This is a genomic window from uncultured Clostridium sp., assembly GCF_934754925.1.
Lineage (GTDB): Bacteria > Bacillota > Clostridia > Clostridiales > Clostridiaceae > Clostridium.
The window spans coordinates 18,658-40,025 of record NZ_CAKVJA010000008.1 but is presented as its reverse complement, the minus strand read 5'-3'; the positions used below and the strand labels follow the sequence as shown (position 1 = coordinate 40,025).

General features: G+C 26.8%; 18 protein-coding genes, 1 tRNA gene and 1 other RNA gene. 3 read left to right on the top strand and 17 right to left on the bottom strand.

The annotated features are described in order from the left end of the window. Positions 1 to 110: 110 nt before the first annotated feature. The 10 genes from Q0G30_RS04775 to Q0G30_RS04730 form a co-directional block, all read right to left on the bottom strand. A tRNA-Leu gene (locus Q0G30_RS04775) sits at positions 111 to 197 on the bottom strand. A gap of 61 nt (positions 198 to 258) precedes the next feature. Further along, complete coding sequence (locus Q0G30_RS04770) at positions 259 to 1,023, bottom strand: potassium channel family protein (RefSeq protein WP_294387224.1); 765 nt, start codon at positions 1,021 to 1,023, stop codon at positions 259 to 261. A 212-nt stretch (positions 1,024 to 1,235) separates the two neighbouring features. Further along, entirely contained in the window at positions 1,236 to 2,735 is a 1,500-nt protein-coding gene (gene malQ, locus Q0G30_RS04765) for a 4-alpha-glucanotransferase (protein WP_294387222.1), read from the bottom strand. A gap of 56 nt (positions 2,736 to 2,791) precedes the next feature. After that, positions 2,792 to 3,820: a LacI family DNA-binding transcriptional regulator gene (locus Q0G30_RS04760; protein WP_294387219.1), complete on the bottom strand. Its 1,029-nt coding sequence runs from the start codon at positions 3,818 to 3,820 to the stop codon at positions 2,792 to 2,794. A 212-nt stretch (positions 3,821 to 4,032) separates the two neighbouring features. Next, positions 4,033 to 4,992: a helix-turn-helix domain-containing protein gene (locus Q0G30_RS04755; RefSeq protein WP_294387217.1), complete on the bottom strand. Its 960-nt coding sequence runs from the start codon at positions 4,990 to 4,992 to the stop codon at positions 4,033 to 4,035. A gap of 209 nt (positions 4,993 to 5,201) precedes the next feature. Further along, positions 5,202 to 6,152 (bottom strand): helix-turn-helix domain-containing protein, encoded by a 951-nt coding sequence (locus tag Q0G30_RS04750; protein ID WP_294387215.1) that lies wholly within the window; start codon positions 6,150 to 6,152, stop codon positions 5,202 to 5,204. Between the two features lie 24 nt (positions 6,153 to 6,176). After that, entirely contained in the window at positions 6,177 to 7,286 is a 1,110-nt protein-coding gene (gene ugpC / locus Q0G30_RS04745) for a sn-glycerol-3-phosphate ABC transporter ATP-binding protein UgpC (RefSeq protein ID WP_294387213.1), read from the bottom strand. A 290-nt stretch (positions 7,287 to 7,576) separates the two neighbouring features. Beyond that, positions 7,577 to 8,104, bottom strand: a complete 528-nt coding sequence (locus Q0G30_RS04740) for a hypothetical protein (protein ID WP_294387212.1) — start codon at positions 8,102 to 8,104, stop codon at positions 7,577 to 7,579. A 24-nt stretch (positions 8,105 to 8,128) separates the two neighbouring features. Continuing rightward, on the bottom strand, positions 8,129 to 8,614 hold the full coding sequence (gene tpx, locus Q0G30_RS04735) for a thiol peroxidase (protein WP_294387210.1): 486 nt from the start codon (positions 8,612 to 8,614) through the stop codon (positions 8,129 to 8,131). 124 nt (positions 8,615 to 8,738) lie between these two features. Further along, positions 8,739 to 10,754: a molybdopterin-dependent oxidoreductase gene (locus Q0G30_RS04730; RefSeq protein ID WP_294387206.1), complete on the bottom strand. Its 2,016-nt coding sequence runs from the start codon at positions 10,752 to 10,754 to the stop codon at positions 8,739 to 8,741. Between the two features lie 371 nt (positions 10,755 to 11,125). Here Q0G30_RS04730 and Q0G30_RS04725 point away from each other — a divergent pair, with 371 nt between their 5' ends. Continuing rightward, the gene (locus Q0G30_RS04725) at positions 11,126 to 12,676 is read left to right on the top strand and encodes a ClC family H(+)/Cl(-) exchange transporter (RefSeq protein ID WP_294387204.1); all 1,551 of its coding nucleotides are present in this window, start codon (positions 11,126 to 11,128) and stop codon (positions 12,674 to 12,676) included. A gap of 62 nt (positions 12,677 to 12,738) precedes the next feature. Here Q0G30_RS04725 and Q0G30_RS04720 read toward each other — a convergent pair whose 3' ends face one another. Both Q0G30_RS04720 and Q0G30_RS04715 read right to left on the bottom strand, forming a co-directional pair. Then, complete coding sequence (locus Q0G30_RS04720) at positions 12,739 to 13,605, bottom strand: hypothetical protein (RefSeq protein WP_294387200.1); 867 nt, start codon at positions 13,603 to 13,605, stop codon at positions 12,739 to 12,741. 90 nt (positions 13,606 to 13,695) lie between these two features. Further along, positions 13,696 to 14,352 carry a VTT domain-containing protein gene (locus Q0G30_RS04715; RefSeq protein ID WP_294387197.1) on the bottom strand — a complete coding sequence of 219 codons (657 nt, stop codon included), beginning with the start codon at positions 14,350 to 14,352 and terminating at the stop codon, positions 13,696 to 13,698. 193 nt (positions 14,353 to 14,545) lie between these two features. On the opposite strand from Q0G30_RS04715, the gene Q0G30_RS04710 reads away from it, so the two are divergent. Then, positions 14,546 to 14,770 (top strand): hypothetical protein, encoded by a 225-nt coding sequence (locus Q0G30_RS04710; protein ID WP_294387194.1) that lies wholly within the window; start codon positions 14,546 to 14,548, stop codon positions 14,768 to 14,770. A gap of 46 nt (positions 14,771 to 14,816) precedes the next feature. After that, positions 14,817 to 15,181: RNase P RNA component class A (gene rnpB, locus Q0G30_RS04705), an RNA gene on the top strand. A 194-nt stretch (positions 15,182 to 15,375) separates the two neighbouring features. Here the strand turns inward: rnpB and Q0G30_RS04700 are convergent. The 5 genes from Q0G30_RS04700 to Q0G30_RS04680 form a co-directional block, all read right to left on the bottom strand. Beyond that, complete coding sequence (locus Q0G30_RS04700; protein WP_294387191.1) at positions 15,376 to 16,161, bottom strand: Nif3-like dinuclear metal center hexameric protein; 786 nt, start codon at positions 16,159 to 16,161, stop codon at positions 15,376 to 15,378. Positions 16,162 to 16,170: 9 nt separating this feature from the next. Next, positions 16,171 to 16,863: a class I SAM-dependent methyltransferase gene (locus Q0G30_RS04695; RefSeq protein WP_294387188.1), complete on the bottom strand. Its 693-nt coding sequence runs from the start codon at positions 16,861 to 16,863 to the stop codon at positions 16,171 to 16,173. A 184-nt stretch (positions 16,864 to 17,047) separates the two neighbouring features. Further along, on the bottom strand, positions 17,048 to 18,178 hold the full coding sequence (gene rpoD / locus Q0G30_RS04690) for an RNA polymerase sigma factor RpoD (protein ID WP_294387302.1): 1,131 nt from the start codon (positions 18,176 to 18,178) through the stop codon (positions 17,048 to 17,050). An 8-nt stretch (positions 18,179 to 18,186) separates the two neighbouring features. Further along, positions 18,187 to 19,971 (bottom strand): DNA primase, encoded by a 1,785-nt coding sequence (gene dnaG, locus Q0G30_RS04685; RefSeq protein ID WP_294387184.1) that lies wholly within the window; start codon positions 19,969 to 19,971, stop codon positions 18,187 to 18,189. A 225-nt stretch (positions 19,972 to 20,196) separates the two neighbouring features. Next, complete coding sequence (locus tag Q0G30_RS04680; RefSeq protein ID WP_294387180.1) at positions 20,197 to 21,225, bottom strand: deoxyguanosinetriphosphate triphosphohydrolase; 1,029 nt, start codon at positions 21,223 to 21,225, stop codon at positions 20,197 to 20,199. Between the last annotated feature and the right edge of the window lie 143 nt (positions 21,226 to 21,368).

Sequence of the window (21,368 nt, the reverse complement as noted above, 5' to 3'; positions counted from 1 at the left end):
TAATATAAAATAAAAAGACTATTTTTTAAAATAAATACATCTTAACAGCTTAACTTTTTAGTTTAGCTATTAAATTTTATGTATCTACTTTTAAAATAGTCTTAATATAATGGTGCAGATGGTGGGACTTGAACCCACACAAGGATTCCCTTAATAGACCCTCAATCTATCCTGTCTGCCTATTCCAGCACACCTGCATACAAACTACTAATATAATTTTAAATTACTATAGCCTTAAATTCAAGAATTTTTTTCCATTTATTCCTTTAAGGATTTTAAAATTTTAGCTATATTATCAATATCCTCAATAGTTAATTCATCATAATTATCTAACATACTCTTTACATCCTCTATAATTTTGTCTTTATAGGTCTTCTTAAACCCCTTTCTTCCTCCTATAAGTGATAATGTTAAACTAGTAGTTATAACTCCTATAATCCCTATTCCTATTATCATTAATAACACTGCAATAGTTCTTCCTAATTGTGTCTTTAGTAAAACATCTCCATATCCCACAGTTGTAAAAGTTACAAAACTCCACCATAATGCATCACCTAGAGGCATTCCTTCTACAAGAGAAATTAATACTGCACCTATAACAATAAATATTGTGGAAATCACTAATAAAAAATTTAATCTACTTTTACGTATTTCATCTTTAACTCTAATTTTAAATTTTATAGCACATATTGAAAGCATTATAAATTTAATTGTCTTTATACAATATGATGGATTAATCTTATTTGGTAAAATTGTGAATCCTAATATTTTTATATAAATTGTTATAGGAAAAATAGAAAATAAATCTATTATATTTTTTTTTATAAACTGTTTTTTACCTTTACTTATTACTAATCTAGTAAAATAATCTCCTATAAAAATTAACCTTACTATATTATCTATATAGTAAAAAGTCCATCTAACTTCATTAGGTATATTAATAAATATCTCTATTAACAATATCAATGAAAGCATAAGTGCTAATAATCCTATAAAAAAATCATATATACTTTTCTTACTCATAAAATCGTATCCTTCTATAAATATTGTTTAATATATTTATATTTATGTAAGATAATTTTAATATATGAAATGCACTGCTTACTTTTATTAATATATAGAAGCTCTATTATAAATAAAATTTAAATTTTCACTTATTAAACATTTTATATTACTAAAATTTAATACTGCTTGTACCAAAAAAGCTGTTACTTTTTTAGCAACAGCTTTTTATTTTATTTACATCTTCCATACATTTTTGTATATCTATAAATCTTATCTGCTAGTTCCGTTGTATAGCTACCTTCTTTAGCTCTCCATTTCCAATTATTACCTAGCGTTGATGGGAAATTTACTCTAGTTTCATTACCCAAATTTAAGAAGTCTTGCATTAAAGCCACTGATACATCAGCTACACTACTCCATGCTCCCCTAATAAATCCCCAGTTATATCCCTCTTTTTCAGATAAAGCTAAGTATTCTTTACAGTATTCTACATCTGATTTACTTCCAGTCATTTCAAACCAGCCTCTAAAAGTATCATTATCATGAGTTCCTGTATATGCTATACAATTATTTATATAAGTATGAGGTAAATAATTACTTTCTTCTCTAGCATCAAAAGCAAATTGTAATACCTTCATTCCCGGGAATCCACTTTCCTTTAAGAATTCCATAACTTCATCAGTTAAAAATCCTAAATCTTCAGCTATAACATTAATTTCTCCTAATTCATCTCTAATAGCATTAAACAATTTAATACCTGGTCCTTTTACCCATCTACCACTTATAGCAGTTTCTTCCCCATAAGGTATTTCCCAATAGCTTTCAAAACCTCTAAAATGATCTATTCTTACAATATCATAAAGTTTTAAGCTTTCTTTAACTCTCTTTATCCACCACTTATAGCCCGTTTTCTCCATATAATTCCAGTCATATAAAGGATTCCCCCATAATTGACCTGTAGCTGAGAAGGCATCTGGTGGACATCCTGCTACTGAAATTGGTTTTAAAGTTTCACTATAAATTAAATATGCCTCTGGATTACTCCAAACATCAGCGCTATCTTCTGCTACATAAATAGGCATATCTCCTATAATCTCTATTCCCTTTTCATTTGCAAAGGATTTTAATTCATTCCATTGTTTAAAGAATATAAATTGGATAAATGACCAGAATCCAATTTCATCTGATAATTCTTCTCTATATCTTTCCATTGCTTGTGGCTCTCTCTTCTTTATATCTTCATCCCACTCTTGCCAACTTACAAGATTAAATTTCCCTTTAATAGACATATATAAAGAATAATCAGCTAACCATTCTTCGTTTTCCTTATTAAACTTATTAAATTCTTCCTTTAAATATATATTATCTATATTCTTAAAATTATTATATGCTCTTCTTAATACAGTATATTTAACATTAAATAAAAGACCATAATCTATATATTCAGAGTTATCTCCATAATTTTCATAAATATATTCCTCTTGATTTAAAAGACCCTCTTTATTTAAAATATCAAAATCAATAAAATATGGATTTCCAGCAAATGCTGAAAATGATTGATATGGAGAATCTCCATATCCCGTTTGTCCTAATGGTAGTATTTGCCAATATTTTAATCCTGATTTAAATAAAAATTCTACATAATCATATGCCTCTTTTCCAAAAGTTCCAATACCAAATTTCCCCGGTAATGATGCAATATGCATTATTACCCCTGCACTTCTTTCCATATACCTCTGCTCCTTTTATAACAATAAATTTTATTATATATAAATTTTTATACATACTAACTATTTTTAAGTAAATTTAAATCTGCACACGATTCTCGTTCTATTAACTCTGTATCTAATAAAATATGCTGATTCTCACATTTATTTTTTAAAAGATCAAATAAAATCTCTACACTCTTTATTGCCATTTCTTCTATTGGCTGCTTTACAGTAGTAATACCTGGATTATAATAACGACTTATATTCATTCCATCAAATCCAACTATTGATATTTCTTTTCCAACAGTTAATCCACTATCTGTTACAGCCTTAGCTACACCCATTGCCATAACATCAGAAATTGCAAATATAGCAGTAATATCTTTACGCTTTTTCAAAAAATCTAAAGTTACTTCATAGGCAATTTTACTATCATAATCTCCTATAATAAGATTATCATCATTTGGTTCAATATTATTATCTTTTAGTGCTTTAATATATCCTTTATATCTCCACCAACTAATACAAAAGTCATTTTTCTCACCAATCATTAAAGCAATATTTTTATGACCTTTCTTTATTAAATAATTGGTAGCATCATATGACGATTGTAAATTATTAATTCCAACTGTAGAATACTTATCTTTACCTAATGGCGATACTGTATTAACCGAAGTTAATATAATAGGAACATCGATATTTTTAAAACTATCATCATCTAAATCTATAAAATTGCCTCCTAGGCATATTATCCCTTGTAATCTCTTTTCCTTTACAAATGAAATAATACTTTCAACCTCTTGCTCTAATACATAGTCATTTTGTTGAAGTATCATTGTATATTTATGTTCATTTATTTTACTTCCTATAACATTAATAAGTTCAGAAAAGAATGGATTAAAAACTCCTTTAACTAACACTCCTATATTTTTAGTATTATTTTGCTTTAATATCCTTGCACTATTATTAGGAACATAATTACTCTCTTTTATCACACGTAAAACATTTTCTCTAGTACTCTCTTTTACATCAGGATGATTATTTAGTACTCTAGATACAGTACTAACCCCTACTCCTGATATCCTTGCAATATCTCTGATATTCATTTATAAAACTCCCTTAAAAATATTTTGAATAGTTATCTGGTATCGTTACCTAGTTAATAAAAACATCACTATATGGATCACTTCCAAAATATTTCTCATATTGGAATGATTCATTAATATTAGTAAATATTACACCAATGAGCCACTTATGTCTATATATAAATTTTTCAAACGATTCGGTATCGTTTCCAAATATAATTGTATCTTATTCATTAGACTTTTTCAACTATTAAATTACTTTTTCTACCTATATATAAAAATATTATTTTAAATATCATTGCATCATTAAATTGTCTTACGTCGTAAGAAGTAATCTTTTGTATTTTATCTAATCTATATATTAATGTATTTCTATGAATATACAACTCTTTTGCAGCTTCACTTAAATTTAATCCACAATTAAAGAAAACCTCTATTGTTTTTAACATTTCCTTATCTAGCTTAGCTATTTTAGAATCAAAATCCTTAACTATTTCATTTTTTATTTCCTCTGGCATAGAGTCTATCACTTCTTCTAATACAAGCTTTTTATCATCAAATATCACTTCTTTAATTCTATATTTAATTGCCAATTGTAACGCCTTAAAAGTTTTATCATAAGCTATTTTTAGATCATTATAATTATAAACATTACAATATGTTATATAATAACTTTTAAAATAAAATTTATCTATTTTTTCTTTAATAATTTCCGCATCTTTTAAAGTATCATCAATATTCCCGATTATAAGTATATTATTATTATACAGAATAACTTCAATTGTACTATTTAAATATAGCTCTTTTATATCATCATAAATTTCACTAGAATATTCACTTAAATAAATATTTATTATTTTAAATGATTTATTTAGTTCAGACCAAATAATCTCAACAACCTCATCATCTATATTCTTTTCACTTAATAAAAATAAAAGTAAATCTTCCTTTTTAACTATTATCTTATCAAGTCTACTTTCTAACAGACCCGTTAATAAATTAATAGTGTTAATATATTCATCACCTATTATAAAAGTATATTTAATACCTTTATACTCAGACCTTTTCCTAAGATACTTTCTTTGAGTTTTAAATGCTGGTGAAGAATACACACCTACTCCATCTACAATTAATTGAAATTCTATTTTAGATTCATAGTATATATCATTTACCACCCGCTCTATAAACTTCACTATATCCCCCCTAAGAAACCATAATTACATCATTATTATACAAAAATAACTTTGAATTATCGGTATCGTTACCGTTTATTCTTAATTTTTTCTACCAAGATCAGTACTAAAAATCTTGGTAGAAATAGAAGAAATTTTTTTAATTTTCTTCTGCTTAAGTGTGTTGGTATCGTTCCCAAGGGCTATTATACATTAATTTGAAAACATTTTCAAGTATTTTTTTCATTTTTTTCTTTCCAAATAAAGAAAATTATTTTTAATAATACTGCTTCATTAAAATCTCTTATATCATAGTTAGTATATTTTTGAATCTTATCTAATCTGTATATTAAAGTATTTCTATGGATATATAGTTCCTTAGCTGATTCACTTAAGTTTAATCCACATTTAAAAAACACTTCCATAGTTCTGATCATTTCATTGTCTAATTTTGATATTCCATTTTTAAACTTATCATATATATCGTCTTTCATTTTATTTGATACAGAATCTATTATTCCTTCTAATATGAGTCTATTTGCATTAAATATACTTTCAATAATATTATATTTATTTGCTAATTCGATTTTATAACAAGTATCTTCATAATACTTTTTTAAATTTAAATAATTATCAATTTCACAATAGCTTATGTAACACTTTCCTGATACTATACTTTCTATTGTAGCTTTTATACTTTTAGCATGCTCTAATACATCTTCAAATCTACCAATCATTAGTATATTACCATTATAAAATAATATCTCAATATCACTATCTAAATAAACTTGCTTAATATATGATAATAATTCATCACTATAATTTTCTACATATATATTAATTAAGTTAAATTCTTTTGTAATAACTGGCCAACTTGATTTTATTACTCCCTCTTCTACTTCCTTATTTGTTAATAATAATGAAGTTATACTTTCTCTATTTAAGTATACATCCCTCAATTTTTCTTCTATACAAAATTTTAATAAATCTATTGTAACACCGGGTGTTGCATTTGTTCTTATGCAACACTCAGTGTTATTATAATAAAAATACTTTTCTATATAATCTTGTACTAATTCAAATTGAGGTGTAGAAAATTCTCCTAATTCATTAATTATTAATTGGAAGGGTATTTTACAATTGCTGTATATTTCATTTACCAGCTTCTCAATACACTTCACACTATCTCCCCCAGCAAATTAATATTATACAACTCTTATTTCTGTTTCTTTATCAAATACATGTAACTTTTCTGATCTTAAGTAAAGTTTTGCAACTTCTCCAATTTTTAAGTTAGTTGTTCCTTCAACTCTTACATTTAATGGGTCTTTTCCACATCTAGTGTAAATATAACTTTCTGCTCCCATAAGTTCTATAACTTCTACATTTCCTTTAACTATGCTATTTGGATTTGCTGCTATAAGCTCTGCATCATCACTTAAATGCTCTGGTCTTATACCTAATGTAACAGTTTTTCCAACATATCCTTCTTTAACTAAAGTATCACCTTTTTCTTTAGGGAATGTTATTCTATTACCACCAAATACTGCAACAATTTCATTTCCTTCTTTTTCAACTCTTCCTTCTAAGAAGTTCATTTGTGGACTTCCGATAAATCCAGCAACGAAAAGATTTGCAGGATAATTATAAATATTTTGTGGTGAATCTACTTGTTGAATAACACCATCTTTCATAACAACAATTCTAGTTCCCATTGTCATAGCCTCTACTTGGTCATGTGTTACATATATAAATGTAGTTTGTAATTTTCTATATAACTTTATAATTTCAGTTCTCATTTGAACTCTTAATTTAGCATCTAAGTTTGATAAAGGCTCGTCCATTAAGAATACTTTTGGATGTCTTACAATAGCTCTTCCTAATGCAACTCTTTGTCTTTGTCCTCCTGATAAAGCTTTTGGCTTTCTCTTTAATAAATGTTCAATATCTAGAATTTTTGCTGCTTCTGTAACCTTTTGTTCAATTTCAGCTTTTGGAACCTTTCTTAATTTTAAAGCAAATGCCATATTATCGAAAACTGTCATGTGTGGGTATAAAGCATAGTTTTGGAAAACCATCGCTATATCTCTTTCCTTAGGTTCTACATCATTTACTAGTTTGTCCCCAATATATAATTCTCCTTTTGATATATCTTCAAGACCTGCAATCATTCTTAATGTTGTTGATTTTCCACATCCTGATGGTCCAACGAATACAATGAATTCCTTATCTTCAATTTCTAAATTAAAATCCTTAACTGCTGTTACGTCACCTTGGTATATCTTGTAAATATGTTGTAATGATAAATTTGCCATTTTTATTCCTCCCATAAATTAACTTTACTTGATATATTTATTGTACACCTTGTAACTGTTTTCATCTATATATAATACTTACAAATATACAAGCTACTTTTTGTAATATTATCTAAATTGGCAATCTTCCTAATATCTTTTTTATTATATACTACTAAAAACCTTTTTAAAATAATTTTCCATTATTTAATTATAAATACTATAAAAAATAATACATAAAGAATAATCTAATTATAAACTCTTCTTTATGTATTAACCATTAATTACTCTATATTTTATCTATTATATGCTTATTTTATTTCTTTCTCCATTTGTTTCTTTAATTGTTTTGCAAATTCTTTTTGTTCTTTTCTATCTTCCTTTTCTAACTCTCTTATATCTTTATCTATTTCTTTAGCCATCTTTTTTGCGTCTTTTTCTTCTTGTTTATAATCCTTTTTCTCTTGTTTTAATTGATGTTTTGCTTCATGATTTAATTCTCTATTTTCCTTATTTAACTCATGATGCTCATGTCTCTCTTCTTTTCTCTCAGCTCTAGCTTCTTTTCTAAACTCATGTTCTGATTCTCTTTCTTCTCTTCTATGATCCTTATATTCTTCTTTTAATTGACTAGCTGCAACTTTGTCCCCCTCTTCTTTTAACTGATTATGCAATTCATGATAAGCCTCTTTTTCAGCTTTCTCCTCTTCTTTTACTTCCTTTTTCATTTGATGTTTTATTTCATGAGCAAATTTCTTTTCTTCATGTCTTTCATGTCTTTCTTCTTTCTTTTCTTCATGATGTATTTTCATTTCTTCTATTTTTTCTTTTATACTCATATTAAATCCTCCTTACAATAAAACTTACTTTACAGCATTTAAAGCACTTTCATAATCTGGTTCATTTATGACATCATTACAATATTCAACGTATGTAATTTTATTATTTTCATCTACTACAAATATAGCTCTTGTTAAAAAACAAAACTCTTCTATTAAAGTTCCATATTGTTTACCAAAGCTTTTTTGTTTATAATCTGATAAAGTTATTACCTTATCTATATCGGCATTTCCACACCATCTTACTTGGGCAAATGGTAAGTCCATAGATATAACATATACAGTAACATCTGAAAGTTTTGCTGCTTCTTCATTAAACTTTCTAACTTCCATATCACAAACAGATGTATCTATAGATGGAACTACTACAAATATTCTTTTTCCTGAAGTATCTTTTAATGTAACATTTTTTAAATTATTATCAACTACAAGAAAATCTGGGGCATTATCTCCTACTTGAACTCTTGACCCTACTAAAGTAATTGGATCGCCATTAAATGTTATTTGCATTAACTACACATCCTTTAAAATTATTAATCAACTGTACATTAATATATTTCCCCAAGTCCATAAATTTTAATTATATAAAAAATAAAATCCAATGATATGATAATTAAGTTCATCATTGCTAAATTTAATTATTCTTTTTTATTATTTCTACAAAAGTTTCATTATAAGTAATTTGTCCACCAATATCAGATATACCGCTATTAGTTAAGAAATTAGGGTTTCCATGTTTTTCCCACCATCCAACAAACATCATTACTATGTTATTACCAATACAATTATCTACTCTTATTTTAACATCAACTTGTCCATTATCGGATTTTAAAGATACTATTTCTTCATTATCTATATTAAATATTTTTGCACATTCTTCATTAATATAAGCTATAGCAATGCCCTCTTCATCCATAAAATGCTGACTTGATAAACTATCTCTACCATGATTAGTTAACAATCTTAATTTGTCCTCTTTTTTATCAACATATATTTTTTTATCAATATCATTAAATCTTATAATTTCAAATTTTTCACTTTTATTTGCAAACTTTTTATCTTTCCAAGCAATATCCTCATGAAGTGTAAAATAATTATTTTTTAAATACTCTAAGTTTATATAACTATTATTACTTTTTAAAGGACTTATCACTTTCTCTAAATATTCTCTCTTTATTATATATGGGTAATCTTTTATTTCTAATTTTTTAGCTAATTCCATAAAGAAATAATATTCATCCATTACCTCTTCTCTTGGTTCTATTGCTTTTTCATTATAAATTAAATATGGGTTCATCATAGAACTAAATAATAAATCTTCACTTTCAAGCTGGCTTGTTACTGGTATGAATAAATCACATTCTTTAGCTGTATCAGTCATAAACATATCAAAACACACCTTAAACTCCACTTTAGATAAACTCTTCTTTAATTTATTTAAGTTTGGAAGTTGATTTAAAATATTACTTTTTGTAACTATAGCCATTTTTATTGGTATATCGAGTTCCATACTATTATTAATATTTTTATCATTTATAAAAATATTATCTTTATAATATTTTTTTCCATTATTGCAACTATCTATAAAATCACTTATTTCATTAGTATAAAAATATCTATTATCTGAAAAACTTTTACTATTATAAGGATCTAAATTCATTATTTTAGGATATACCTTATTAGCATAATTTATCCCACCTCCACTAAAGCCTATTTGCCCTGTAATAGCTCCTAACGCATCTATGGCTCTAATAGTATTTCCACCATTTTTATACTTCTGCATTCCAAAACCTAATAATATAGTAGAATACTTTTCACTATATAATTTTGCTAACTTTATTATATCATCTATAGCTACTCCACTATTATCACTTAATTCTTGCATTTCTAAAGATAATATATATTTCTTATAATCATCAAATCCATTAACAAATTTATTAATATATTCTTTATCATAAATATTTTCTTCTATTATTACTTTTGCCATAGCAAGAGACAGTGGTAAATCCCCATTTGCATTAACTCTTATATATATATCTGCTAATTCAGCTGTGGCTGTTTTAATTGGATCTATAACTATAATCTTACTTCCATTTGCTTTTGCCTTTCTAATCATTTGCATAGTATGTATTGTTGTATTAGCTGGATTCTTTCCCCATACAAATATATTTTTACTATTTAGCATATCTTCTAATGAGTGGCTTTTAGATTCACCAAAATCTAATTTTTGAGCTGAAATTCCAGCACTCCAACATGGTCCTCCCTTAGGAAACGTTGCTCCGCCATAAAAGTTTAAAAAAACTTCTCCAATACTTTTTAGAAGAGATCCATTTCCATACTGTTCATAATAAAGAATAGATTTACTTCCAAATTCCCTTTTATATAACTTTAGCTTTTCTACCATAATATCTATGGCTTTATTAAAGGATATCTCTTTCCATTCTCCTTTTTCCTTTAAAAGTGGTCTGTATATTCTATTTTTATGATTTAATCTATCTAAATGAGATAAACCTTTCTTACATATAAATCCCTTTGTATAAGGATGCTCTTTATCACCTTCAATTTTAATAATTTTATTATCTTCTACATAAACATTAAATTTACAGCAATCTGCACAATCTAAAGTACATCCATGACTAATTTTTTTCATTTTTCCCATCCCTTCTTCTTAAAGTTATATATCACTTTTTATCTTATCTCTATAAGATAAAATTGTACTTAAAAATATAGTAATACATATTATATTGGTTATTGAAATTGAATTATTCTCCTCCCTAATGACCTATCTTTAAATAATTCTAAATATACATTGTTAATTTCAAAAATAACATTTTTTAACCTTTTAAATAATCTTATATTATTACTAGTATTTCTTTGTATAATAACTAGTATCAATATAATTGTAGAAACAATAATAAACATTTTTCCCATTTTTCTTTTGTTCTTCTCCTATTTTTTAATAATTATAATAATGCTATACTAATATTATATCAATTAAATTTTATTGGAGGTGATAATAACATGAAAAACTTTGATATAATTACTGATGATAGAAAAAACCATTCTAATCTTGTTCTTAAAGGCCTTTTAGTTGGAATTTTAACTTCTTTTGTAGTTGTATTATACAGATTTGCATTATCTTATGCAGAAGAGTTTTCATTTTTTATTTATTCATTTATTAAAACAAGAAAATACCTTATTTTAGTATGGTTTATTATTTTAATAATCTTAGCCCTTCTTATAGGAAAACTAATTGATAAAGAACCTTATATAAGTGGAAGTGGTATCCCACAAGTTAAAGGTATTATGGGTGGCTATATAAAAAATAGACCCTTTTCAATTATACTTAATAAATTTATTGGAGGTACTATTTGTATTATATCCGGATTATCCCTGGGAAGAGAAGGCCCTTCTATTCAACTTGGAACTTGTGTAGGAGATATAATAAGCAAGAAATTTAAAAGCACACGTCTTGAAAGAAGACTTCTTCTAAGTAGCGGTGCTACAGCAGGACTAGCAGCTGCTTTTAATGCTCCCTTATCTGGTGTATTATTTTCACTAGAAGAAATTTATAAATATTTTTCACCACTTGTATTAATTTCAACAATAACTTCGGCTGTTGCTGCTGATTTTATTTCAAAACAATTTTTTGGATTAAAGCCAATATTTAATTTTACAACTTCTAGTTCTATGCCTTTAAGTAATTATTGGCTATTAATAATATTAGGAATTTTATTAGGAGTCTTTGGCTCATTTTATAATTGGCTTACCTTAAGAACTCAAAATTTATATGCTAAACTAAAATGTTCTACATCAGTAAAATTAATGATTCCATTTTTACTTGCAGGAATTTTAGGATTATTATTTCCTGTAGTTTTATGTGGAGGACACGCTATAGTTGAAGAGTTAACATTAAGCTCTGCTTTAAGTTTACTTTTATTGATGTTAGTTGCAAAATTTTTATTTTCAATAATATCATTTGGTTCTGGTGCACCTGGTGGAATATTCTTTCCTCTTTTAATCATTGGTGGAACATTTGGTGCTGTATTTGGTTATATTGCAATTAATTATTTTGGAATATCTAATGAACTATTTAATAATTTTATTATAATTTCTATGGCAGGTTATTTTACAGCAATAGTAAGAGCTCCTATTACGGGAATAATTTTAATTACAGAAATGACTGGTTCCTTTTCTAATTTACTTGCACTTTCTGTAGTATCAATAATTGCTTATATAATTGCTGATTTACTAAAAAGTGAACCTATATATGATTCTTTACTAAAAAATCTTTTAATAAAAAATAATATTAATGAATATCATAGGCATAGCACTAAAAAATTAATTATAACTAATGTAGTTCATTTTGGTTCAAAAATAGAAAAAACTACATTAAATTCTCTTAGCTTACCAGAAAATACACTTATAGTATCTATTAAACGTGGCGAAAATACCATAGTACCAAAAGGCAATACAATAATTAAGGCTGGAGATACTATACTAACAATGACAGATTTAAAAGATGAATGGAAAGTTAGAGAACTTATGGATTCATTAACAACTTTAGAATAGTTTTTGAACAAAAGGAGAATTATTCAAGATAATAATAATTTCTGAATAATTCTCCTTTAATTTTATATACCAAATACAGGTCCAGTAATATTTCTCTCGTAACGTTCCATAAACCCCATTAATATATAAATACAACCTATTACTCCAAAAATATTTCCCACATTTATAGCTATGCTAGGTTGTAATAAACTATTATATTGTGTTTTTCCATATTTCTTATATAATTCATCATATCTAGTAAAAGCTATATTAGCTAGTATAACTCTGGACAAAAAATAACAAATAGCTGATTGAATTGCTGGAATATCCGGATTTACTTTTCTTTCCTTATTATTTTTATTTTTATTTTTATCAAGGACTAGCTGTATACTCTCTACAATACTTATATATGCAAGATAATCTGCATAAAATCTCATATTTATAGCATCTAACTGTGAAAGCATTAATGATAGTTCTTTACTAGCATCTATAGAAATATCTTGAATATTATTCACTTCATAAGCTCCTAAAAATCCAATATAAATAAAAAAGTATGTTAATACTTGAAATTCATCTCCTATAGTTATATCTACCTCTGGTTTTAACAAACGTTCTTTTTTATCATTTATATTTTTTTTATACAAATGACTATATCTAGATATATCTACGTTTACCAATATTATCTTCGATATTACTTCTAAGTATCCAGCTTCAATTGCTTCTACTTCTCCAATTAGCCTTTCATCCCTCTGTTTATTGAGTATATAATTAATTGAATTAACGGTTGAATCATAAAATATTATATCTGATATTGTGAATAGATAAGTTGATATCAAAGAACTATTTAATAATGATAATTCTTCTAACTCTTCTTGAGTAAACTCAAAACCTTCTTCTGTTTGATTTTCTAAACTAATATTCTTTCTTTTAAATGATCTACTATGTCTCACTTACTTTCTCCTTATCTTATGTTCATACTTCATTATATACTTATTTGTTTATTAGTGAGACTTAATTCATTTATCTTATATTTCTTCTAGCTACTTACTTATAGTTTTTCTTTTTAAATCATTCCATAGCCTTATATATAACATTCCGCTAATAGCTAATGTAACTATTATAAATATACTATTCATACTAGATCCTTGAAAACTTTCTCCTAAATAACTATATAAAAATAATGCTGGTATATTAGCTGTAATAAAAATTAATAAAAACTTACTAAGCTTCATCCCAACATATGATGATAAAAATACAATTACATCTGTAGGTGCAACTGGACATAAAACTCCTACTGCTAATATTTTGTAGCTGTACTCTTCTATCAACCCTATCATATCTGGATACTTATTTATTAATTTATTTCTTATACCATCTAATAATTTACTTTTAGCTAATAAAAATACTAAAACATCACTTGCAACTATTCCTACCATAGATAATAAAAATGCTTTACTTGGTTCAAATATTATTCCCCCTAAAAGCATTAATGTAACTCCTGGTATAAATAAGATTAATCTTAAAGTCCATATCCCTATAAATATTAACTCTGAAAACTGGTTACTTTCAATAACTCTTCGTAACTCTTCTATACTAAAATCTAATACTATTTTATCTTTAAATAAAAATATAAATATTAACGTAACAATTAATAAAAAAATCCCTATAATACTATAAAACATTTTTTTGTTTTTCATTTTTTTATCCTTCAACTCCTAGTAAATTTCTTAAATTTAATTATAATCTGAAAAGTACAGTTTTTTATGTAATTTATATTAACTTTTTATTAATATTATAAATTAATAAAACTTCATTTATATATATTTTTTGTTTCTGTATTTTACTATCAGTGCATATATTATAATAATAACAATTGCTGGAGTTGAAATAATGTCAAAGAAAACTGATTGGGGAAAAGTAATTAGAGATACAGTTGATCAAATAATATGTGCAATTAAAACCCCATCTGCAAGACCTAAACAACCAACTTGTCCAAATCCCAAAGCTAGAATCTGTATTTTAATACTTATGGCAATAACATTATTATTTTCAGGAATAGGTATCTATAGTTGGATAATAATTATAATGTTGTTCGTAATTTTAACTTTTGTATAAAAAAACTATTTGTAATATTTAATAATATATGTTATTATAAATTCTGCGAGTGATACATGCAATCGCTGCTAGCTTTTAAGCTAGGAGAGGAAAGTCGGAGCTCCATAGGGCAGGGTGCTGGTTAACGGCCAGTCAAGGCGACTTGAAGGATAGTGCAACAGAGATATACCGCCAGAAGTTTTTAAACTGAGTTCACTTTTGTGACTGGTAAGGGTGGAAAGGCGAGGTAAGAGCTCACCAGCATGGTGGTGACATCATGGCTATGTAAACCCCACCTGGAGCAAGACCGAGTAATGGCATTATGGGATTGCCCGTCCCGCCATGTGGTGTGTCGCTTGAGCTTACTGGCAACAGTAAGCCTAGATAGATGATTGCTTAATACAGAACTCCGCTTACGGATCATCTCGCAACATGAAAAACACTAGGTTTAAACCTAGTGTTTTTCTTATTTTGCTTTATTTTAAAATTATATAATTGTAAACGAATATAAAGTAAAGGGAAGATTAGATAAACCTTCCCTTTATTATAAACTATATAGTAATTACATATATAATTATATTAAATTATTTTCATCACATAATCTAAATTTTTTTATTTAATAGAGACTAATAAAAATTATAAGGATCAACTTCAACATTTGATGTTATAAACTCAACATCATCAAATTTTTCTTTTAATTTTTTCATTACATTAAAGAAAACTATTTGTTCTGATCCAAAATGTCCAACATCTATAATATTTATTCCCATTTCCTTATAATCAGAAGCAAAATGATATGTTGTATCTCCTGTAATTATAGTATCTACACCTAAACTTACAGCTTTACTTATAAAATCTTGCCCACTTCCATTTATTATTGCTATTTTTGAAATATTATCATTACCTTTAACAACTCTCAAGTTATTAACTTTTAATGATTTCTTTACTTTCTCCACCAAATCTTCTAAAGTAATAATTTCTTGCAACTTTACTATTCTTCCAAGTCCAGCACTTTCGTCTTTCTTATTTTTTTCTAATATCTTAGAATTTTCGAATCCTAACATTGATACTATTGTATGATTTAAACCATTCTCCACAGAATCTAAGTTAGTATGACTTGAATAAAGAGAAATATCATTTTTTATAAGTTCTATTATCTTCTTACCTTGTAATGTGTCTGTTGTAATATTACTTGGCCTTCTAAAAATAAGAGGATGATGTGTTATTATTAAATCAATATTTTCGCTCTTAGCTTCTTCAATAACCTTTAATGTACAATCTAAAGCTAATAGTATTTTTTTTACATCCTTTTCTCTATCACCAATCATTAAACCTACATTATCAAAATCTTCTTTTAAAAATGTTGGTGCTAATTTTTCCATTTCTCTAATTATATCATTAACTTTCTTCATAAACTCACCTTATATATAATTTAGCATTGAAGTAATAATATTTATTTTTTCTTTTATCTCTTCTCTTCTCTTATTTGCACTTACAGTAGCTTCTGTTATAAATCCTAAAATTCTATTGTATTCATCTAATTTAAATTGTAAATAATCTTTCATTAACGGATTTTTACTTCTTAATAATATAGGACTTATCTCATAATATATGCTATCTAATTGAGTTGCATTACCTTCAGCACTTCTTACCTTAAATAATTCATAATATATTCCTTCATCAAAACATAAATCTTCTTTTATAATCTCATAGTTATGTGTATATAAATATTCTCTTAATACCTCTGGGTTCTGAGCAGGAACTAAAACTAAATAATCAACTGATTTTACTTTATCTATATCTGCCTCTAATATATCTCTTATTAAATTTCCTCCCATACCAGCTATAACAACTTCATTTGCTTCACTTATATTAAGTGGTTCAAATCCTCCACCTAATCTAAATTCAAGCTCATCTCCAACGCCTTCTAAAATAGCATTAAGTCTTGCCTTATCTAAAGGATCTTTGTTAATATCACAAGCAATTGCCTTTTCACAAAGCTCTTTTTCTAGCGCTATTAAAGGAACATATCCATGATCAGTACCTATATCTGCAAGTGTATCAACCTTCTCTAAGTTTTCGATTATAAATTCAATTCTTTTACTAACATCCATTTTAACTACCTCTAATATTATAATTATTTAATCTTTCGTTATCATTTAAAATAACAATTATATAAATATTATTATTTTCTTATATTTATATTTTCTTTATTAAATTATGCTATTTCATAAATTTTATTTGATTTAATATATCCTATCTAATACAAAAATTAGCACCACTTATGGTGCTAATTTACTAATCTAAGTAATCTTTTAACTTCTTACTTCTAGATGGGTGTCTAAGCTTTCTTAACGCTTTGGCTTCAATTTGTCTAATTCTTTCTCTTGTTACGTTAAATTCTTTACCAACTTCTTCAAGAGTTCTAGCTCTTCCATCATCTAAACCAAATCTTAATCTTAGTACTTTTTCCTCTCTTGGAGTTAAAGTATCTAATACATTTATTAATTGTTCTTTTAGCATTGTAAATGCTGCTGCTTCTGCTGGTGCAGGAGCATCATCATCAGGAATAAAATCTCCTAAATGAGAATCTTCTTCTTCTCCTATAGGTGTTTCTAAAGAAACAGGCTCTTGTGCTATTTTTTGAATTTCTCTAACCTTTTCTACTGGTAAATCCATAACTTTAGATATTTCTTCTGGGAATGGATCTCTTCCTAATTCTTGTAACAATTGTCTTTGTACTCTTATTAATTTGTTTATTGTTTCTACCATATGAACCGGTATTCTAATAGTTCTAGCCTGATCAGCTATGGCTCTTGTAATCGCTTGTCTTATCCACCATGTAGCATAAGTTGAAAATTTAAATCCCTTTCTAAAATCAAATTTTTCTACAGCTTTTATTAAACCAAGATTTCCTTCTTGAATTAAGTCTAAGAATAACATTCCTCTACCAACATATCTCTTAGCTATACTTACAACAAGTCTAAGGTTTGCTTCAGCAAGCTTCTTTTTAGCATATTGGCTTCCTTCTTCAATTTTTTTAGCAAGTTCCATCTCTTCTTCTGAAGACAGTAGAGGTACCTTTCCTATTTCTTTTAAGTACATTCTTACAGGATCATCAATTGCAATCCCTTCTGGTACTGATAAATCTATTTCTTCTTCAACAATGTCAATATCATTAGCTGCACCTTGAACTTCTATTCCCATTGATTCTAAAACTTCATAGATTTTTTCAATTTGCTCTGGACTTAGATCTATATTTTCTACCTCGTCTAATATTTCTTGATATGTTAAAACACCATTTTTCTTCCCTTTATCAAGTAGGTTTTTAACAATATTCATTCTATTATTTCTATCTTGGCTATCCTTAGGCTTATTCTTATTTACTTTTGTTTTTTCTTCCACTAGCTGACTACCTCCTTTCGTTATATGACCAACTATAATACTCTCTTACTTTCCTTCAACTTTTTAGTAATACTTGCTAACTCAATGGCTAATTTTATTGATTCCTCAATCTTACCTTGGTTTTCAAGTTCTTTTTGTTCTTTTCTTAGTTGATCTATTCTTTGCTTTAATTTATATGAATGTATTTCATTAATGAAATCATTAATTTGAACTTTAATATCATCTGCAAAGAATATATTTTCTTCTCTGATTTTTACTAATTCTCCAATAGATTTTGTATTGTTTAGCTTTGATTCAATAAATGAATCTATATTATTTATATTTTCCCCTTTAGCTAACATAATAACAGTGAAAATTTCTTTATGTTCTAGCAAAATAAAGTCGTTTTCTGATATTCTTTCCTCTATATACTGTAGATACTCTTTATTTTTTAACATAATTTTTAAAATTGCTCTCTCTGCTTTTAAAAATCCAGGTTCTACATATAATTTTGACCTATCTTCTTCCTTATTATTCCTAAAATTATTTTCTCTATTATCTTTCATCTTACTTTTGAGAATATCGTATAAGGTTTGCTCTTTTATACCAGTATTTTCTGATGCTTTTTTTATATAAACATCCTTTTCCATAGGATCCAAATCTGAAATTATTTCCATAATTCTTTTTGCATATAGTATTAGAGATTGGCTATTTTTAAAATCAATTCCATCTTCAGCTTTCTTCATTCTATAATCAATTAAAGGTTCTGCTGCATTAATTAATTTTAAAAAGGCTTCTTTTCCATTACTTCGCACATATTCATCTGGATCTTTTCCTTGTGGAATATTTAGCACTCTAACATCAAACCCAGCAGTTCTTAATATTTCTAGTCCTCTTAATGTTGCCATTTGACCTGCCATATCTGCATCATATGAAATTATAACTTTATCAGCATATCTTTTTAGCAGTCTAGCTTGATTGATAGTAAGTGCAGTTCCTAATGATGCTACTACATTAGTAATACCATATTGATGTAAAGATATTAAATCCATATATCCTTCAACAATTACAAAATACCTTTCATTCATATTGTGCTTTAAAGCAAAATTTAAGCCATATAAGTTAGTTCCCTTTTGAAATACTAAAGTTTCTGGAGAATTTAAATACTTAGGTTTTGAATCATCCAATACTCTTCCACCAAATCCAATTACTCTTCCTTGATAATCAAATACTGGAAACATCACTCTATTCCTAAACCTGTCATATTTTCTACCTTTTTCCTTATTCACAGAAATCAGTCCAGCTTCTTCTAATAAAATATCACTAATTCCTTTTTTTCTTAAATAAAACATTAAACTATTCCAACTATCATTAGCAAATCCTAAACCAAATTTTTTAATTGTTTCTTCTTTAATGCCTCTATTTAAAAAGTATTCTTTTGCATTTTGATTATTCATAAGATTTGAAAAGAAAAACTTTGCTGCTTCAACATTTACTCTATACAACAAATCCTTCTTTTTAGCTGTTATACTCTTTTCTCCATTATTCATTTCCAAAGGAATATTGGCTCTGTTAGCCAAATATTTTACGGCTTCGATAAAAGGTAAGTTTCTTTCCTTCATCACAAATGAAATAACATTTCCAGCTTCTCCACACCCAAAGCATTTATAAATTTGTTTTTCTTGTGATACTGAAAAAGATGGTGTTTTTTCATTATGAAAAGGGCATAGTCCTGTGAAGTTTCTTCCTGCCTTCCTTAGTCTAACCCTTTCTGAAATTACATCCACAATATCATTTTGTGATTTTATTTTTTCTAAAATTTCTTCAGAAATCTGCAAGGAGATCCCTCCTTACTATAATAATATTTATCCACTCCATATAATTCGACATATTATTATAAATTCCTTCTTTCTTTTTAAATTAAATTTATTTAACATGTCATTATTATTAGATTTCTATTTTAATTCTACCCTAATATTATTTATTCTATTTCTATTATTAAAATCCTTTTTATTCTACAAAATTTATTGTTCCCAATTTTTTTGTATTATACAACTTTTTTACTAATAAATTACAAACTTTGGCACATATATTTTATTAAATATTGAAAGGCAATAATCATCTGTCATTCCTGCTATATAATCTGCCACTCCTCTTTTTAGTCCCTCTTCATTTGCAATCTTCTGATATAGTTCTGGTAATTCTTCAATATGTCTATAATAATGTTCTATTACATGAGTTAAAATAAATTTTGCTTTTTCCCTTTCTTCTTTCAATACATTACCTAAATATATGTTAGAAAACATATACTTTCTCAATTCTATCATCGCTTCTTTAACTTCATCGCTTTGTTTTATATCATATATTCCATTTTTTAAATTTTTTTGTGTTTCATTTATCATATCTGTTACTAAAACTTGAATTCTTTCTGAATGAGTATTTCCTAAAACACTAACAGCATCTTTAGGTAAATACTCTTCCCTTAAAATCCCTGCTCTAACCGAATCATCAATATCGTGATTTAAGTATGCTATTTTATCACTATATTTAACTATTCTACCCTCTAATGTTTTTGCAACATTATCTTTACTTCCTAATCCACTGTGATTTAGTATTCCATCAATAACTTCTTTTGTTAAGTTTAATCCTTTCCCACTTCTTTCTAGCTTTTCAACTATTCTTACACTTTGTTCGTTATGCCTAAATCCATCATCTAAAAAGTTATCAAGTACTTCTTCTCCATTGTGAGCAAAAGCTACATGTCCTAAATCATGACCTAACGCTATTGCTTCTATTAGCATTTCATTTAACCCTATTCCAGCCCCAATAGTTCTCGCTATTTGCGCTACTTCTAAAGTGTGAGTAAGTCTAGTCCTATAATGATCTCCAAAAGTACGTATGTATACTTGGGTCTTATGTTTAAGTCTTCTGAAAGATTTAGAATGAATTATTCTATCTCTATCTACCATAAAACAAGTTCTAATATTATCAGCTTCCTCATCCCGTAACCTTCCACTACTTTTATTACTATGAATAGCTTCTGGAATTAATGTCAAGTCTTCATTCTTTTCTATTCTTTCTCTTATATTCACTTAACTCACCTCCAAATAACTTATTCTATATTCTTCTCAAAAACCCTCTAATTTATATCCTAATAATAAATTATTATGTGGTAATTCATTTCTATGATATGTATATTTATATATTTTTCATAATATTATTATAATAAGAAATT

What these genes read in the sequence shown, in the direction of transcription:
- Q0G30_RS04700 (WP_294387191.1), bottom strand. Translation starts at nt 16,161, where the DNA reads ATGAAGAAAGTTAATGATATAATTAGAGAAATGGAAAAATTAGCACCA.
- Q0G30_RS04710 (WP_294387194.1), top strand. Translation starts at nt 14,546, where the DNA reads ATGTCAAAGAAAACTGATTGGGGAAAAGTAATTAGAGATACAGTTGAT.
- Q0G30_RS04715 (WP_294387197.1), bottom strand. Translation starts at nt 14,352, where the DNA reads ATGAAAAACAAAAAAATGTTTTATAGTATTATAGGGATTTTTTTATTA.
- Q0G30_RS04760 (WP_294387219.1), bottom strand. Translation starts at nt 3,820, where the DNA reads ATGAATATCAGAGATATTGCAAGGATATCAGGAGTAGGGGTTAGTACT.
- ugpC (WP_294387213.1), bottom strand. Translation starts at nt 7,286, where the DNA reads ATGGCAAATTTATCATTACAACATATTTACAAGATATACCAAGGTGAC.
- Q0G30_RS04770 (WP_294387224.1), bottom strand. Translation starts at nt 1,023, where the DNA reads ATGAGTAAGAAAAGTATATATGATTTTTTTATAGGATTATTAGCACTT.
- Q0G30_RS04695 (WP_294387188.1), bottom strand. Translation starts at nt 16,863, where the DNA reads ATGGATGTTAGTAAAAGAATTGAATTTATAATCGAAAACTTAGAGAAG.
- malQ (WP_294387222.1), bottom strand. Translation starts at nt 2,735, where the DNA reads ATGGAAAGAAGTGCAGGGGTAATAATGCATATTGCATCATTACCGGGG.
- Q0G30_RS04740 (WP_294387212.1), bottom strand. Translation starts at nt 8,104, where the DNA reads ATGAGTATAAAAGAAAAAATAGAAGAAATGAAAATACATCATGAAGAA.
- Q0G30_RS04730 (WP_294387206.1), bottom strand. Translation starts at nt 10,754, where the DNA reads ATGAAAAAAATTAGTCATGGATGTACTTTAGATTGTGCAGATTGCTGT.
- tpx (WP_294387210.1), bottom strand. Translation starts at nt 8,614, where the DNA reads ATGCAAATAACATTTAATGGCGATCCAATTACTTTAGTAGGGTCAAGA.
- Q0G30_RS04725 (WP_294387204.1), top strand. Translation starts at nt 11,126, where the DNA reads ATGAAAAACTTTGATATAATTACTGATGATAGAAAAAACCATTCTAAT.